The following is a 15,634-nucleotide window of genomic DNA, read 5'->3' as shown; positions in this document are numbered from 1 at the left end:
CGCGCCGGGCGGGCCACCACCCTCAACGGACGCCACGCGCGGTACTTTCCGGGTTCGGGCGCCCAGTGACGGGTCGGCGGTCATCAGACGGACAGTGTCATCGGCCGCGCCACCAGTGCGCCGCCAGCAGCTCCGCCACCAGCGGTTCCACCAGCAGGCTCACGTCCGGGTCGGAGTCGCCCGGATAGCGCACCGTCAGCTCCGCCCCCGGCACGCGCTCGCGGCCGGGGGTGGGGCCCACCGCCACGAACGCGCCCCGCAGGTGCCGCAGGTGCTCGGAGAACCGCTCGTCGTAGGCCGACCCCGCGAACAGCAGCGCCCGGTAGTCCGTCACCGCCGCCAGGTAGCGGTCGGTGTGCGACCACTCCCCGGTCTCGCACGTGTGCGCCACCCGTACCGGCCCCTTGCGCAGCGCCTGCACCCCCTGCCCCGCCGACGCCAACCGCTCGGCCGGGGCCACCAGGTGCACACCGTGCGGCGAGTCCAGGACCCGGGCGGCCCGGGGCACCCACTCCGGGGCGCTCTCCAGCAGTGACACCGTCGCGTTGGCCGCCCGGCGCAGCAGCCCGGGGAGGTTCCGGCTGTTCCCCGACACCGGCGCGCCCAGGCGGTGCCCCAGCAGCAGGAGCAGGGCCAGAGCGTGCTGGTAGGCGCGACAGCCCAGGCCGCTCGCCTCCTCGCCCGCGTGCAGCGGCACCAGCAGGTCCGCCTGGCGTCCCACCACGGCGTCGACGGACGGAGCCAGCACGATCACCGGAGACCGCGCCACATAGCGGTCCAAGGCCGTGTACAGCTCCCGCTGCCCGCCGCCCAGGCTCACCGCCACCACCAGCGTCTCCGGGCCCGCGGGAGGCTCCTCCACCGAGGAGGAGAAGTCCGCGGTCGCCGCGATCCCGGCCCGGCGCAGGCGCGCGGCCGCCACCTCGCACGCGTGGCGCGCCGCGCCCAGGCCCAGGAAGCGCACCGACGCGGGCTCGTCGTCCAACAGGGCGGGCAGCGCGGCGTAGGGATCCCAGCGCGGGAAGCGGTCGGCGAGCGAGGCCAGGGCCTCGGGCTTGCCCGCGAGGTCGGCGGACAGGGACTCGGCGGTCACGGAACCCCCAGGAGGAAGGAACGAGGCGGTGACGGTACGGACGCACGAACTCTAGGACATCTCCCGCCTCCCCTCCCTCCCACCGCCCTCGGGCCCTCGGACACCACCCGGTGCGGGACGCTCCGCGCCCGGCCATAACCTGGAACGCATGAGTGTCACCAGCCTCGACCCGGACATCGCCGCCCGCCTGAAGCGGAACCCGGACGGCCTCCTCCCCGCCGTCGTGCAGCAGCACGACACCGGGGAGGTGCTCATGCTCGCCTGGATGGACGACGAGGCGCTGCACCGCACCCTCACCACCGGCGCCGCCACCTACTGGTCGCGCAGCCGCGGCGAGTACTGGGTCAAGGGGGCCACCTCCGGCAACACCCAGCGTGTGGTGTCGGTCGCACTCGACTGCGACGGGGACACCCTTCTGGTCCGCGTCGACCAGAGGGGCGCCGCCTGCCACACCGGCGACCGCACGTGCTTCGACGCGGGGAGACTCCTGTGAGCTCCTCCACCCCTTCGGCGCGCACGGGACGGGAGTACGGCCTGGCCATGCTCGTCCTGGCCGCCGGAGCCGCCCTGCTGCTGGCCGCGGCCGGACGCCACTGGGTGACCGGCCAGCTCGAAGCCCCCGGACCGGTCGCCCCCGCGCCCGTCGAGCTCACCGGCACCGACCTCACCGGCGCCCTGAGCGGCATCGGCTGGGCCGGGCTGGCCGGGATCGCGGGCCTGTACGCCGCCCGGAACCGGGCCCGCCGGGCGATCGGCCTCCTCGTCGCCGTCGGCGGCGCGGCGGCCCTCGGCGCGGTCTGGGACGCCACCCGACCCGACACCCTCCTCGCCGCCGTGTCCGAGAACACCACCGCCGCGGCCGGCAGCGCGCAGGTGGCCGCCGCCCCCCAGCTGTCCGCCCCCGGTCCCGCCATGGCCGTGGCGGGCGCCGTGCTGCTGGTGGCGGCGGGCCTGTTCGCCGTGGTAAGGGCCCCCGCCTGGCCGGGCATGGGAACCCGGTACGATCGAGACGCCGCACCGCGTGCGACCCGGGCCGAGACATCCTCCGACCTGTGGAAATCGCTGGACGCCGGTGACGACCCCACACTCGACGCCCCCGGAGGCGCCGCGTCCGGAGACGCCGCGGAAACGTCCGGGGACGGCACGGAACACGCATCGCTGGCAGCACGGCCAGCCGAACCGAAGGAGAATCCCTGATGGCCGACGAACACCACGAGGACCACGGCAACACCGTGTCCGCCTGGTTCCTCACCATCTCCTGGATCGTGGTGTGGAGCGCGGCGGCCTTCGTCATCGTCTTCTCCGGCGGTGACGTGCTGCTGTGGACCGCCGTCGCCCTGGGCGTCAGCGTCGTGCTCGCCGCGATCGCCGGCGCCATGAAGAAGGCCGGGCTGGGCCGCAAGGAGCCCCGTCCCGTCCCGCCCACACGCGAGGAGTGGGAGGCCGGCCGTAAGGCCGCCGCCGCCCAGGCCGAGCCCGCCGCGGCCCAGCCCGGCCCCGCCCTCGACCCCGACGCCGAGTCCGCCAGGGCCTGAACCCGATCCCGGCGAAACCACAGCTCACCACGAGTGCGCGGCAGAAAATGGACGAAGGTCGTACAGGACGGGTAGATTCACTCCACCGGCCCTGACTGTCGCGTTGGTTCCATTCGGTGGGACTCCCACTGGTCTGGAATCATTCGTTCCTGCCCGCGGCGTACGCTGCCGGTGATCCGGCCCTGCCCCATGCCGGATCGGCGTGCCGTCGGCACGCCGCGCCAAATCCCTTGTCCTCTTCTGAAAGTTGTACCGAGCATGAGTTATGGTCCCCCGCCCCCAGGCAACCCCGGCGGCCCGCCCCCCGGCGGCGGCTACGGTCCCCCCAGCGGCGGCTACGGCCCTCCCGGCGGCGGTTACGGCGCCCCCGGCGGCCCCCCGCCGGACAACGGCCTCACCTGGGCCATCGTGGCGATCTTCTGCTGCTGGCCCTTCGCCATCCCGGCCATCATCAGCGCCACCAAGGTCAACGACCTGTGGAACCGCGGTGACCAGGCCGGCGCGATGGAGGCCCAGGCCCAGGCCAAGAAGTGGACGAAGCTCGCCTTCATCCTCGGCAGCATCGCCTACGTGCTGAGCATCGGGTTCTACATCCTGATGATCGTCATCGCCGCGTCGGCCAGCAGCCCGACGTACTACTAGAAGGCACCCGCCCTCCAGTACCACGTCTGCCCCCGAGCGCCCCGGCACTCGGGGGCAGAGTCCTTCCGGTCCCCAAAGCCCTAAGCTGGTCGCGTGCACCCACACCACGAAAAGCCGTCGGAGAGCCCTTCGCCCCCGCCCCCAGCGGCACCCTCCCCGGCCGAACGGATCAGGCGCCGGGCCGAGAGGCTGCACCCGGTCGTGTGGCCCGTGGGCCTGGGCGTCCTCGGCCTGACGGGAGCCGCGCTCCTGCACCTCGTGGACCCCAACGAGCCGGGCAACTACCCCACCTGCCCCTGGCTCCTGCTCACCGGTACCTTCTGCCCCGGCTGCGGCAGCATGCGCGCGATCGCCCTGCTCACCCACGGCGAGGTCCTCGCCTCCATCAGCATGAACCCCCTGGCGTGGCTGCTGGCCCCCTACATCGCGTGGACCTACACGCTCTGGCTGGTCCGAACGGTCCGGCCGCCCACGAAGCCGCCCAAGCTCACGCCCGGCTGGTTCCTGTGGGGGCTGCTCACCGTCATCATGGGGCACTGGATCCTGCGCAACCTGCCCTGGTTCTCCTTCCTGGCCCCCGAGACCCCGCTGTTCCCCGGCTGGTAGAGGGAACCAGAACCGGCCCGGCGCAGTCTGATCCGATGAGCGCGGCCACCTCCTCCGCGCGGCACCAAGACACCTCCACCTTCCGGAAGGTTTGATCACATGAGTTACGGACCCCCGCCCACCGACGGTTACGGCCCTCCCGGTGGCTACGGAGGCCCTCCCGGATACGGTGGACCGCCGCCCGGGGAGCCGCCCAAGACCTACCTGGTGCACAACATCCTCGGCATCCTGAGCTGCCTGCCGGTCATCGGCATCATCGGCCTGGTCTTCTCCCTCCAGATCAACAGCAAGTGGCAGATGGGGGACTACCTGGGCGCCGAGTCCGCGGCCCGCACCGCCAAGACCATGGGCATCATCGGCCTGGTGCTCTTCATCATCGGCGTGGTCTTCGTCGTGCTCTACATCGTGTTCATCGTCGTGATGATCGCCTTCTACGGGACGACCGCCGGCACGGTGGACACCACCTACGACACCTACTGACACGGGCCCCGCTCCGTCCCCGCGGGCCGGGACGGAGCGCCCCTCCCTCCGCGTCCTCCGCCCGTGTTCCCGGACTCCCACGGAGTGTCACGCGGGGTCGCCGACCACGCGGCCCCGGCGGGTGGATACGATGACCAGCGACACGGTGCGACGGCGGTGTCCGGTCCCGTCGCGCGACTGTGGGCCGCCCCAGGGCGGACCACCACCGCGACCGGCCCACTTTCACGAGGGAGCAGTAACTGGTGAGCGTGCTCGACGAGATCCTCGACGGAGTACGCGCTGACCTGGCGCAGCGGCAGGAGGCCCTCCCCCTGGACCGCCTCAAGGCCCAGGCCGGGGCGACACCCACCCCGCAGGACGCCGAGGCCGCCCTGCGGCGCCCCGGCGTGCACGTCATCGCCGAGGTCAAGCGGGCCAGCCCCTCCAAGGGCCCCCTCGCTACCATCACCGACCCTGCGGCCCTGGCCCGCGACTACGAGGCCGGCGGCGCCGCCCTGATCAGCGTCCTCACCGAGCAGCGCCGCTTCAACGGCAGCCTCGCCGACCTGCGGACGGTCCACCAGGCGGTCGAGACCCCGCTGCTGCGCAAGGACTTCGTGGTCAGCTCCTACCAACTGTGGGAGGCCCGCGCCTTCGGGGCCTCCGCCGTACTCCTCATCGTCGCGGCCCTGTCCCAGGAGGCCCTGGTGTCCCTGGTCGAACGTGCCCGCTCGCTGGACCTGACACCGCTGGTGGAGGTCCACGACGAGGAGGAGGTCTCCCGCGCCCTGGACGCCGGGGCCACCGTCGTCGGCGTCAACGCACGCAACCTCAAGACCCTGGAGGTGGACCGGGACACCTTCTCCCGGCTCGCCCCGCTCATCCCCTCCGACGTCGTCAAGATCGCCGAGTCCGGAGTCCGCGGCCCGCACGACCTGCTGGCCTACGCCGGCGCCGGTGCCGGCGCCGTCCTCGTCGGTGAGAGCCTCGTCCGCGGCCGGAACCCGCGCGAGGCCGTCGCCGACCTGGTGACCGCCGGGGCCCACCCCGCCCTGCGAGACCGGAACTAGGGGCACACCGTGACGGGAACGACGCAGGTGCCGGGCGCGGCCACGGTGCGCCCCGGCCTCCGATGGCGATGGCTCTAGGGAGCCCGCAGGCGTGAGCCGCGGGTTCCCGACGCCGCGTTGACCCACAGTCCGAACGCGCCGCCGGAGCCAGGCGGCGCACAGCCGGTCGGCGCGCGGACCCCGCGGCGCAAGGTCCGGGGAAGCCACGCGGTCGGCCCTTCCCAGGAGAACTTCCCATGAGTCACGACCAACCACTGCCCGACCCGCACGGGCACTACGGCCGCTTCGGCGGCCGCTTCGCCCCCGAGGCGCTCATCGCCGCCCTCGACGAGGTCACCGCCGAGTGGGAGAAGGCCAAGCAGGACCCCGAGTACCAGGCCGAGCTCGCCGCACTGCTCAAGGACTACACCGGGCGGCCCAGCGCCCTGAGCGAGGCCCGCAACTTCTCCGAGCACTGCGGCGGCGCCCGCGTCCTGCTCAAACGCGAGGACCTCAACCACACCGGCTCGCACAAGATCAACAACGTGCTCGGCCAGGCCCTGCTCACCAAGCGCATGGGCAAGACCCGCGTCATCGCCGAGACCGGCGCCGGCCAGCACGGCGTGGCCACCGCCACCGCCTGCGCCCTGCTCGGCCTGGAGTGCGTGATCTACATGGGCGAGGAGGACACCCGGCGCCAGGCGCTCAACGTCGCCCGCATGCGCATGCTCGGCGCCGAGGTCGTCCCCGTCACCATCGGCAGCCGCACCCTCAAGGACGCCATCAACGAGGCGTTTCGCGACTGGGTCGCCAACGTCGACCGCACCCACTACCTGTTCGGCACCGTGGCCGGTCCCCACCCCTTCCCCAAGCTGGTGCGCGACCTGCACTTCGTCGTCGGCCAGGAGGCGCGCGAGCAGGTCCTGGAACGCGTGGGCAGGCTCCCCGACGCGGTCGCCGCGTGTGTGGGCGGCGGCTCCAACGCCATGGCCGTCTTCGCGGCCTTCATCCCCGACGAGGACGTGGCCCTGTACGGCTTCGAGGCCGGGGGAGAGGGCGCACGGACGACCCGCACCGCGGCCTCCATCACCGCGGGCAGCACCGGGGTCTTCCACGGGGCGCGCACCTTCGTGCTCCAGGACGAGTACGGGCAGACCCTGCCCAGCCACTCCATCTCCGCCGGACTCGACTACCCGGCGGTGGGCCCCGAGCACGCCTACCTCGCCGACACCGGCCGCGCCACCTACGAGCCGATCACCGACGCGGAGGCCATGGAGGCCTTCCGGCTGCTGTGCCGCACCGAGGGCATCATCCCGGCGATCGAGAGCGCGCACGCACTGGCGGGCGCCCGCAAGCTCGGCGAGCGACTCGGCCCGGACGCCGTCATCCTGGTGAACCTCTCCGGGCGCGGCGACAAGGACGTTGACACCGCGGCCGCCTACTTCGGCCTCGTGGACCCGGAGGGACAGGCATGACCGCCACCGCACTACAGCACAGGCTGGCCGAGACCCGCGAGGCCGGACGGGCAGCGCTGATCGGCTACCTGCCCGCAGGGTTCCCGGACGTCGAGTCCTCGATCAGGGTCGTCGAGGCCATGGTGGAGGGGGGCTGCGACGTCATCGAGGTCGGCCTGCCCTACTCCGACCCCATGATGGACGGCCCCACCATCCAGCGCGCCGCGGACCGGGCCCTGGCGGCCGGGACCACCACCGACGACGTGTTCCGCGTGGTCGAGGCCACCGCCGCCACGGGCGCCGCCGCCGTGGTCATGTCCTACTGGAACCCGATCGAGCGCTACGGCGCGGAGCGCTTCGCCAACGCCCTGGCCAAGGCGGGCGGGGCCGGGGTGATCACCCCCGACCTCATCCCCGAGGAGGCCGAGGAGTGGGTCGCCGCCTCCACCGCCTCCGGGCTGGACCGTGTGTTCCTGGTCGCGCCCTCCTCCACCGACCGGCGGCTGGCCCTGACCACCCGGACCTGCAGCGGCTTCGTGTACGCGGCCTCGCTGATGGGCGTGACCGGCACCCGCACCCAGGTCGCCGACACCGCCGCCGAACTGGTGCGGCGCACCCGGGAGGCCACCCGCGGATCCGGACTGCCGGTCTGCGTGGGCCTGGGCATCTCCACCGGCGCCCAGGCCGCCGAGGTGGCCGCCTACGCCGACGGGGTGATCGTCGGAGCCGGGTTCTGCCAGCGGATCCTGGACGCGCCCGACCTGGAGACCGGACTCGTCGCGGTCCGCTCCTTCGCCCAGGAACTGGCGGAGGGGGTGCGCTCGGGCCGCACCTGAGCACCGGGGCGTCCCGGCGCCCCGACACAGGCGGGAGGCCGTCCCCTGCGGGGCGGCCTCCCGCTCTGCCCGTGGTCCTCGCCACCCGGACCGCGTCCGTCGCCCCCGCTCCGGGCAAGGGAACGGTTAAGGCGGTGAGAATCGGGTGAGAGCCTCCCCGGAAAGCCCCGCGAGGCCCCCGCGACCAGGTATCCATGGAGGCGGCGGTGACGCCCGTCGCCCGAGGGCGGCGACCGCTGCGCCCGAGATTCCGGACGCAGGGTCACGCACTCGACACAGGCAGTAGGATCTGACGCGACACGAAGAGCGGCGAGGCGCACACCCGAAGCGATGATCCGCCCCCTATCTCCCCGAAGGCCCGAGTGATGGACACACCCGACCAGACTGTCGCCCCCGACTCCGCACGCGGATCGCGCTGGGAGGCCGTCCAACCCTGGCTCACCCTCGCCTGCCGGGTCGGACTGGCCGCCGTCCTGTTCTACGCGGCGGTCTCCAAGTTCCCCCCGGCCCTGTCCGTCCAGGCGGTGGAGGCCTACGACCTCTTCCCCGTCGACGTCGCACGGCTCATCGGCTACACCCTCCCCCTGTTCGAGATCGCCCTGGCCGTCCTGCTCCTGGCCGGACTCGCCACCCGCTACGTCGGCGCCGTCAGCGCACTGCTCATGGTCGTCTTCATCGCCGGGGTCGTCTCGGCCATGGCGCGGGGCCTGAACATCGACTGCGGCTGCTTCGGCGGCGGCGGGCAGGTCGAGCCGGGGGAGACCAAGTACGGGCTCTCCATCGCCCGCGACATCGCCTTCGCGGCCCTGGGCGGCTTCATCGCACTCTGGCCCCGTTCGCCCTTCGCCATCGACCGCGCCCTCGGACTGTTCCGGTGAGCCCCCGAAACGGGCCCGGTCGGCCGTATCCAGCAGCAGAAACAGGGGAAAGCATGGGGAGTGAAGCGCGCAGGCGCTCCCGCGAGAGGATCAGGGAACAGAGGGAGAAGGAGAAGCGGGCGGCCAAACGCAACAGGACCCTGCTCGTCGTGGGCGCCGCCGCGGTGGTGGTCCTGCTCATCGTCGGCATCGGCTACCTCGTGCTCAACGCCGACCGCCGGAGCTCGGGGTTCGAGGGCGCACTGCCGCCCCGGACCCTGCAGGAGGACGGCAGCGTCGTCATGGCCCAGGAGGGCGTCGAGGCCCCCGTCGTCGAGGTCTACGCCGACTACCAGTGCCCCGCCTGCCGCCAGTTCGAACTGCTCAACGGCGACGTCCTCAAGGAGAACGCCGCCGAGGGACAGGCCATCGTCCACTACCGGCCGGTGAGCATCTTCGCCCAGCAGCCGCCGCCCATCAGCAGCAACTCGCTGCGCGCCGGGGCCGCCGCCCGCGCCGCCGCCGACCACGACCGCTTCGTCCCGTACAACGACATCCTCTTCGAGAACCAGCCCACCGAGGGCGAGGAGGGCTTCGCCGTCGAACAGCTCCAGGACTGGTTCGCAGAGACCGACCCCACCGAGCAGCAGCAGGAGCAGTTCGACCAGCGCGTGGAGGAGGAGGCCGAGGTGGTCACCCGGTTCACCGGGGAGTTCCTGCCCGCCCTGACCCAGGACGCCCAGGAGCAGCTCGGCCAGGAGAGGCTGGGCACCATGGTCCTGTCCGACCTGCTCGCCTGGGGCGAGGAGAACGGCCACGACTCCTCGTTCCTGGACGGGACGTACACGGGCCAGATCATCGAAGCCACCGGGAACGCCTACACTCGCTACAGCGGAGACAACGCCTTCCGCGCGACCCCCTCCGTCTACGTCAACGGTGAGTTGCTCGACAACAACACCGCGATGACCGCCCGGGGCCTCGACGAGGCGATCGACTCAGCCGAACCCGGCGAGGTCGACACCCGGCCCATGGGCGACGGGGGTGGTGCGGAGTAGCCACCCCTGAAGACATCCCCGCACGCGGGGCGAACCCGAGAGCAGACCAGTGACATTGTCGTCGACAGCTTCCGAGGGCGCGGTCGAGTCCGGCCGTGCCCTCGCGGCCTTCCCCAGCCCACAGGTCAACTCCATCCCCATCGGGCCACTGGAGATCCACTTCTACGCCCTGTGCATCCTCGCCGGCGTCATCGTCGCGGTCCTGTGGAGCGAGCGCAGGTGGGCCGCGATGGGCGGTGAGAAGGGCACCATCATGGACATGGCCGTGTGGGCCGTGATCCTGGGCCTGATCGGCGGCCGTCTCTACCACGTCATCAGCGACGCGCAGCTGTACTTCGCCGAGGGACGCGAGCCCATCCGCGCCCTGTACGTGTGGGAGGGCGGCCTCGGCATCTGGGGCGCAGTCCCCATGGGAGCCCTTGGCGTGTGGCTGGTGGCCCGCAAGCGCGGCCTGTCCATGTCCAAGCTCTCCTTCGCCATCGCCCCCACCATCCCCCTGGCCCAGGCCATCGGCCGCTGGGGCAACTACTTCAACCAGGAGCTGTTCGGGCGGCCCACCGACCTGCCCTGGGCCGTGGAGATCTCCCCCTACCCGAACGGCGTCCTGCGCCCGGGCATGGAGCTCGGCGTCAGCACCTACCACCCCACCTTCCTCTACGAGTCCCTGTGGTGCCTGGCCCTGTCCGTCCTGCTGGCCTGGGCGGGCCACCGCTACGAGCGCTCCCTCCAGGGCGGGCGCCTGTTCGCCCTCTACGTCATGGGCTACTGCCTCGGCCGGTTCTGGATCGAGTACCTGCGGGTGGACCCGGCCAACGACTTCCTGGGCATGCGCCTGAACAACTGGACCTCCATCCTGGTCTTCCTCGCCGCCCTGGCCTACTTCGTCTGGGCGGGCCGGCGCATGGACTCCTTCTCCAGCGCCGTCGTCCCCCACGGCCACGACGCCGGCACCCAGGTGTTCGGTCCCACATCGGACGGCGAGACCACCGACGACAGCACCGTTTACAGCGCCCTGGGCAGCGATGAACCACGGGTCGGAGCGAAGAACGGCAGCTCAGAGGAGGCGGGGACGGAATACCACCCGAGCCCTGAGCGATCTAGTAGCGAGGGCTCGACCGAGCGGGACACCGAAGAGCGAACCGATCCCGGGGCGAAGCCCGAGTAGACACAGGAAAGCCACGTGGACCCGGCCATGCCCGGGCACGGATCTGGGCTCCCCCTGTTACCTTCCGAGCAGACCACGGGTTGACGATTGAGAAGAACCGTGACCAGAGCTGAGTCCGGGTACGGCCGTATGGGCCGTCGCGGCGGCACCCGCCGTGCCGAGCGCGCCTACACCGAGGACCACGCCGACGACTACGGCCAGGACGACTACGAGGACGGGTACGACCCCGAGGAGGACTTCTCCGCGGAGTACGGCCACACACGTCCCGCCGACACCGGGAACCCGGACGACGTCCACGCCGACGACGCCCTCGACGAGGAGCAGGACGGGGCGGGCGAGACCGGCCGCCCCTCGCGCCGCAGGGGCAGGGGGCGCGCGGGCCGCGGCTCCGGCGCCCCCCGCCGCAGGGCCTCCGGCGGCAGGCGCGCCGGGGCGGGCAAGGTCTCGGCCTTCTCCGCCTCCGCCATCAAGAAGGTGTCGGTCCTGGGCGACCGGCCCAACCAGATCGTGTACACCCTCGCCGAGCAGAGCAGGCGCAAGCGCGGCACCGCCGTGCTGGGCGTGCTGCTGGGAGCGTTCAGCATCGCCCTGGTGACCCTGCTGGGCCTGCTGTCCTACCAGCTCTTCGCCGGACCCGGCGGCAACGCCGCGGGCGGTGACGAGTCGGTCGTGGCCCCGCCGGAGGGACACAACACCCTCACCCCGGAGCTGTACCTGTCCGAGCCCAACCGCGAGGACGTGTTCGGCCCCATCAACGAGCGCCCCGAGGGCGCCGAGCCGATGACCGAGGACGCCGTGTTCGGCGGGGTCGAGGAGATCGGTCTGGACGACATGAAGCTGGAGCTGCGCGAGGGCTCGGTCACCGACTCCTGCACCTCCCTGGTGTGGGGCGACGAGCTGGGCCAGAGCCTCGTCGACGGCAACTGCGTCAGGGCGGCCTCGGGCGTGTACACCGACGCCGACGAGCAGTACGTCGCGCAGTTCACCCTGTTCGACCTGGCCGACGCCGAGGAGGCCGCCAAGGTCGAGCGGCAGCTGGACCCGACCAACCCCGAGAGCGGCGCCGGGTTCCTGCTGAGCCAGACCAACGACGAGATCCCCGGCCTGCAGGAAGGCTACAGCCAGGCCAACTCCCAGGTCATGGGCCACTACCTGGCCGTGTTCTGGGTGGCGGAGACCGACGGGGCCGAGCCCGCGGACAACACCGACATGGCGACCCTGAACGTGGCCTCCATGAACGCGGCGCAGCACGTCTACGAGGAGGTCGTCGCGGTGAAGCAGGCCGCGGAGCAGGCCAAGGAGTAGCCGGTCCCGCGCTGTCGGACGCCCCGATAGGATCTCGGGCAGATCGGTCCGCCCTCAGGGCCGCACCAGGTACGGCGAGAGGCCGGCCTGCCGAACACAACCGGTCCGGCCCACGCGCGCGTGGGCCGGACCGCATCCTAGGAAAGGTCCACTGGGTGTCCCCTTCTGAACCGTCGGCGTCCGGACCCGCGGGGCGTCGGAGGAAGAGCAGCGAGTCCGACGACGTGCCCGCGGAGCGGTCCTCGCGGACGGGCGGGCGCCGCCGGTCAGGCGGCCGCAGGAAGAAGGAGTCCAAGCGTTTCGGCCCCCTGATCGGGATCCTGGCCGGGACGCTCGTGGTGGCGCTGGTCGCCCTCGGCGTGGTGCTGTACGTACAGCTCGGCGCGGACGGGGAGACCGGGCAGGCCGCTCCGCAGACCCGCCCGGTCATGTACCGGGTGATCGACACCGGCAGCATGAACGAGGTCCTGGCCACCCGTGAGAAGGACGACCGGCCCCTCAACGAGGGCGAGCTGTTCGAGAACAACAACGCCGAGATCTCCAGCCAGAGCATCGACCTCACCCTGCGCGACTCGGATCTGACCGAGGACTGCGCCGCCGCCGTGTGGGGCGAGAAGATCCAGGCCGCGCTGGCCCAGGCCGACTGCACCCAGGCCGGGCGTGCCACCTACACCTCCGAGACCTACTTCGGTGTCACGGCCGTGTTCAACCTGGCCGACGTCGAGGGCAGCCGCGCCGTCGCCGCCGCCCTGTCCGAGCCCGAGGCACAGGCACAGGAGGGCGGGGAGTCCCAGGAGGGCGACGGATCCGATCCCGGCTTCGTGCTCTCCCCCTCGGGCGCGGAGCCCTTCGACCGCCTGGGCCGGGGCTACAGCGCCAGCGACGCCATCGTCAGCGGCCACTACCTGGTCCTGGTGTGGGTCCAGCCCACCGGCTCGGAGTCGGTGGAGGAGCGGGTCAGCCTCTCCGCCCCGCTCGTGGCGCTGGCGAACTTCCGCGACCCGCTCTACCGGCGGATGGTGCAGCTGGAGGATTCCGGCACCGGATCCGAGCAGGGGTCCGAGGGCACCACCGAGGGCACCGCGGGGGAGGGTTCCCAGGGAACCGGTACCGACGGCGCGGGCACGGGCGGCACCGGGACCACCGGCACCGGCACGGAGGGCACCGGAACCACGGGCACGGGTGGCACCGGGACCACCGGCACCGGCACGGAGGGGACCGGTACCACGGGCGGCACCGGAACCACAGGCACCGGCTGACACGTGTCTCCCCGCGGGGCCCGGAGGAGCCGTCCTCCGGGCCCCGCCCGTGTCCGGCGCGCCGCCCGCGACGGACGGCGGCCACCGCACGCGCCCGGGCCGCGCCACCTCGGCGCTCCGCGCGACCACGGCACCCGCCGCCGCGCTACACCGGGGCCTGCGCCCGGGCGAGGAGGTCGGCGGCCACCTCCCGCAGCTCACCGAGGCGGTGCTCGGGAAGGTCCAACAGGGTGTGTCCGCACACCCACCTCGGAGCCGCGGCCACCGCGTGGCGGGCGGTGCGCTTGTTGACGGGCTCCTCACGCCACGCCGCCACCTCCACCAGCCCGGTCCGCAGGGTCGTGGTGAGCCTGCCGTGCGCCCGCTCCTGCACGTGGCTCAGCAGCCGGTCCACCGCCGACCCCGGGTCCTGGCGGCGGGTCAGCCGCACCGCCGTCAGATCGTTCGCGCCGAACCCGCGCAGGAACCGCACACGGAAACGCGGCTCCACCAGGGCGCGCAGCCTTCGCTGACCCGCCTCGTCGCGCACGTACGCCGCCGACGAGGGCACCAGCACGTACACCGTGTCCCCGGTGGCCGCCAGAGCGCCGCGCGCGGCCAGTCGCTCCCACCCCCCGGTGAGATTGACCACCGAGCACCCGTCGCCGCCGGTGGGCGCCTCCATCCACGTGGACAGGCGCACCCGGCCCGACTCCGCCACCTGGGGCGGCCACTCGCCCACCAGCGTCGGCTCCCGGCCCTCACCGGCCCCACCGAGCTCCCCGGCCACCCGGTCGAGCACGGCACGGGCCCGGTCCGCGTCCAGGGCGCCCCGGGCCTCCTTGGCGTTGGCGCCCTGGCTGTACACGCGCGCGTTCTCCCCCGGGGCCCCGGGCAGGGTGCGCGAGAGGGGCCGCAGCACGTACAGGTCCGAGGCGGCGCCGATCGACTCGGCCCCGTGGTAGCGGTTGAAGCCCGGCCACACCGCCTCCACCAACAGGTCCATCCGCACCAGCCGGGCCTGGGTGGCCGCGGCCAGCCTCGGAGTGGTCTCACTGGCGCCGTAGGCCACCAGCACCCGTCCCCGGCGCGGGTCGGCCATCCCCTCCACGCCGCGCCGCACGAACAGCTCCACCCCGTCGGGGGTGTAGGGCGGATCGGTGAACACCACGTCCGCGCAGCCGCGCACGGTGGAGGGCAGCCCCAGGCGCAGGTCCGCGTGGTGGGTGCGCACCGACAGCCCCAGGGAGTCGGCCAGGGCGTCGATGTGGGCCAGCACGCGCTCGTCGATGTCCACCACCTCCGCCCGGGCCCCCGGACTGACCAGGGCCAGCGCGACCGAGGTCAGGTCGTGGTCGCCCACGCACAGCAGGGTGCGGTCGCTCAGGTCGAAACGGGTGGACAGCAGCAGCGCCCGGCGCAGCGCCGTCTCGGCGGTCGCGGACACGTGGTCCAGGTCGAGGTCGGAGGCGGGGCCCGTGTCCGTGGCGCGCACCAGTTCGGCCATGGCCCGGGTGTACCGGGGCAGCAGGTGGGCCACCGGGTCGGCCGGCTCCTCGGCGGCGCACGCACCGGCGTAGTCCTGGGGCCGGACCAGGCGCACCCTGTCCCGCCCGCCCCCGGCCTCGGCGGTCAGCTCACCGGCCTCCACCAGGGCCCCGACCAGCGCGGACACGAGCGCGTACGCCACGCCGCTGTCCCGCACGAGGTCGTTCGCACTCCACCAGCGCCCGTCCGAGAGCAGTGCCAGCACACGGCGCAGCCGGGGCGCGTCCACGCCGTGGTCGCGCAGCAGCCCGAACGCGGGCTCGGGAAGGGGCGGGGCGCTCTCGCCCGGGGTGGTCGGATGCATACGTCGATCGTCCCACGCACGGCGGGGTACCCGCGGACGGACGCCGCGCGGTTCGCACGGTTCACCGGCGGTGCCGCGCGGCTCGCTCGCGATGGACACGGGGTCCGCGGGCGGCGCCGCGGGGCCGCCCGGCGATGAGGGACAGATCACGCGGCAACGGACTCCCGCACCCCTTGGGAGCAGGGTTAACGCCGGGGTAATGTGGGGGAGCGGTGCGTGGAGCCCGCATGCCCGGAGTGACATCCCCGACCCCGCGGTCGGCGTTTGAGCCACTTTGGGAGGTTTAGCGGGGTTCCTTCGTGGAAAAACCGGCTAGGCCAGCCCTCACCGGAGAACACGCCGGGAGGGACCGTGCCCGCACCCCAGGGGCGGCACGAACGGCGACCAACGGCGCACCGCGGCGCCACATGGTCTAGACCTGCGATTACCGTCGCGGCTGGACCGGCATGTATAAGGGAACCTGCCCGTCGCAGGTGCCCCGCCCGCCA

16 protein-coding genes are annotated in these 15,634 nt (G+C 72.7%); 14 read left to right on the top strand and 2 right to left on the bottom strand.

The window, feature by feature from the left end:
* Positions 1-97: 97 nt before the first annotated feature.
* Positions 98-1,093: a phosphoheptose isomerase family protein gene (locus NOSIN_RS13995; RefSeq protein ID WP_077691168.1), complete on the bottom strand. Its 996-nt coding sequence runs from the start codon at positions 1,091-1,093 to the stop codon at positions 98-100.
* Positions 1,094-1,241: 148 nt separating this feature from the next.
* Between NOSIN_RS13995 and hisI the strand changes: the two genes are divergently transcribed.
* From hisI to NOSIN_RS13925, 14 genes are all read left to right on the top strand, one after another.
* A complete protein-coding gene (gene hisI / locus NOSIN_RS13990; protein WP_077691167.1) occupies positions 1,242-1,586 on the top strand; it encodes a phosphoribosyl-AMP cyclohydrolase in 345 nt (114 codons plus the stop codon).
* Positions 1,587-1,633: 47 nt separating this feature from the next.
* Positions 1,634-2,290: a Trp biosynthesis-associated membrane protein gene (locus tag NOSIN_RS13985; RefSeq protein ID WP_077693585.1), complete on the top strand. Its 657-nt coding sequence runs from the start codon at positions 1,634-1,636 to the stop codon at positions 2,288-2,290.
* Complete coding sequence (locus NOSIN_RS13980; protein ID WP_077691166.1) at positions 2,290-2,628, top strand: HGxxPAAW family protein; 339 nt, start codon at positions 2,290-2,292, stop codon at positions 2,626-2,628. The genes NOSIN_RS13985 and NOSIN_RS13980 overlap by 1 nt, the downstream gene beginning before the upstream one ends.
* 258 nt (positions 2,629-2,886) lie before the next feature.
* Entirely contained in the window at positions 2,887-3,270 is a 384-nt protein-coding gene (locus NOSIN_RS13975) for a CD225/dispanin family protein (protein ID WP_077691165.1), read from the top strand.
* Positions 3,271-3,363: 93 nt separating this feature from the next.
* Complete coding sequence (locus NOSIN_RS13970) at positions 3,364-3,876, top strand: DUF2752 domain-containing protein (RefSeq protein WP_143832935.1); 513 nt, start codon at positions 3,364-3,366, stop codon at positions 3,874-3,876.
* Between the two features lie 99 nt (positions 3,877-3,975).
* Positions 3,976-4,356 (top strand): CD225/dispanin family protein, encoded by a 381-nt coding sequence (locus NOSIN_RS13965; RefSeq protein WP_077691163.1) that lies wholly within the window; start codon positions 3,976-3,978, stop codon positions 4,354-4,356.
* A 242-nt stretch (positions 4,357-4,598) separates the two neighbouring features.
* Positions 4,599-5,405 (top strand): indole-3-glycerol phosphate synthase TrpC, encoded by an 807-nt coding sequence (trpC, locus tag NOSIN_RS13960; protein WP_077691162.1) that lies wholly within the window; start codon positions 4,599-4,601, stop codon positions 5,403-5,405.
* Between the two features lie 236 nt (positions 5,406-5,641).
* The gene (gene trpB / locus NOSIN_RS13955) at positions 5,642-6,859 is read left to right on the top strand and encodes a tryptophan synthase subunit beta (RefSeq protein WP_077691161.1); all 1,218 of its coding nucleotides are present in this window, start codon (positions 5,642-5,644) and stop codon (positions 6,857-6,859) included.
* Positions 6,856-7,674 (top strand): tryptophan synthase subunit alpha, encoded by an 819-nt coding sequence (gene trpA, locus NOSIN_RS13950; protein ID WP_077691160.1) that lies wholly within the window; start codon positions 6,856-6,858, stop codon positions 7,672-7,674. The genes trpB and trpA overlap by 4 nt, the downstream gene beginning before the upstream one ends.
* A gap of 365 nt (positions 7,675-8,039) precedes the next feature.
* Positions 8,040-8,552: a MauE/DoxX family redox-associated membrane protein gene (locus NOSIN_RS13945; RefSeq protein ID WP_077691159.1), complete on the top strand. Its 513-nt coding sequence runs from the start codon at positions 8,040-8,042 to the stop codon at positions 8,550-8,552.
* A gap of 53 nt (positions 8,553-8,605) precedes the next feature.
* Complete coding sequence (locus NOSIN_RS13940; RefSeq protein WP_077691158.1) at positions 8,606-9,586, top strand: DsbA family protein; 981 nt, start codon at positions 8,606-8,608, stop codon at positions 9,584-9,586.
* A 55-nt stretch (positions 9,587-9,641) separates the two neighbouring features.
* On the top strand, positions 9,642-10,751 hold the full coding sequence (gene lgt, locus NOSIN_RS13935) for a prolipoprotein diacylglyceryl transferase (RefSeq protein WP_077691157.1): 1,110 nt from the start codon (positions 9,642-9,644) through the stop codon (positions 10,749-10,751).
* A gap of 99 nt (positions 10,752-10,850) precedes the next feature.
* Positions 10,851-12,056: a hypothetical protein gene (locus NOSIN_RS13930; protein WP_077691156.1), complete on the top strand. Its 1,206-nt coding sequence runs from the start codon at positions 10,851-10,853 to the stop codon at positions 12,054-12,056.
* 155 nt (positions 12,057-12,211) lie between these two features.
* Complete coding sequence (locus tag NOSIN_RS13925; RefSeq protein WP_236743366.1) at positions 12,212-13,315, top strand: hypothetical protein; 1,104 nt, start codon at positions 12,212-12,214, stop codon at positions 13,313-13,315.
* 145 nt (positions 13,316-13,460) lie between these two features.
* On the opposite strand, the gene NOSIN_RS13920 is transcribed toward NOSIN_RS13925, so the two are convergent.
* Positions 13,461-15,146 carry a bis-aminopropyl spermidine synthase family protein gene (locus tag NOSIN_RS13920; RefSeq protein WP_077691155.1) on the bottom strand — a complete coding sequence of 562 codons (1,686 nt, stop codon included), beginning with the start codon at positions 15,144-15,146 and terminating at the stop codon, positions 13,461-13,463.
* Between the last annotated feature and the right edge of the window lie 488 nt (positions 15,147-15,634).

This window comes from Nocardiopsis sinuspersici (assembly GCF_001998325.1).
In the GTDB taxonomy this organism is placed as follows: domain Bacteria; phylum Actinomycetota; class Actinomycetes; order Streptosporangiales; family Streptosporangiaceae; genus Nocardiopsis; species Nocardiopsis sinuspersici.
The sequence above is the reverse complement of the archived record's forward strand: the minus strand, read 5'-3'. Positions and strand labels throughout refer to the sequence as shown.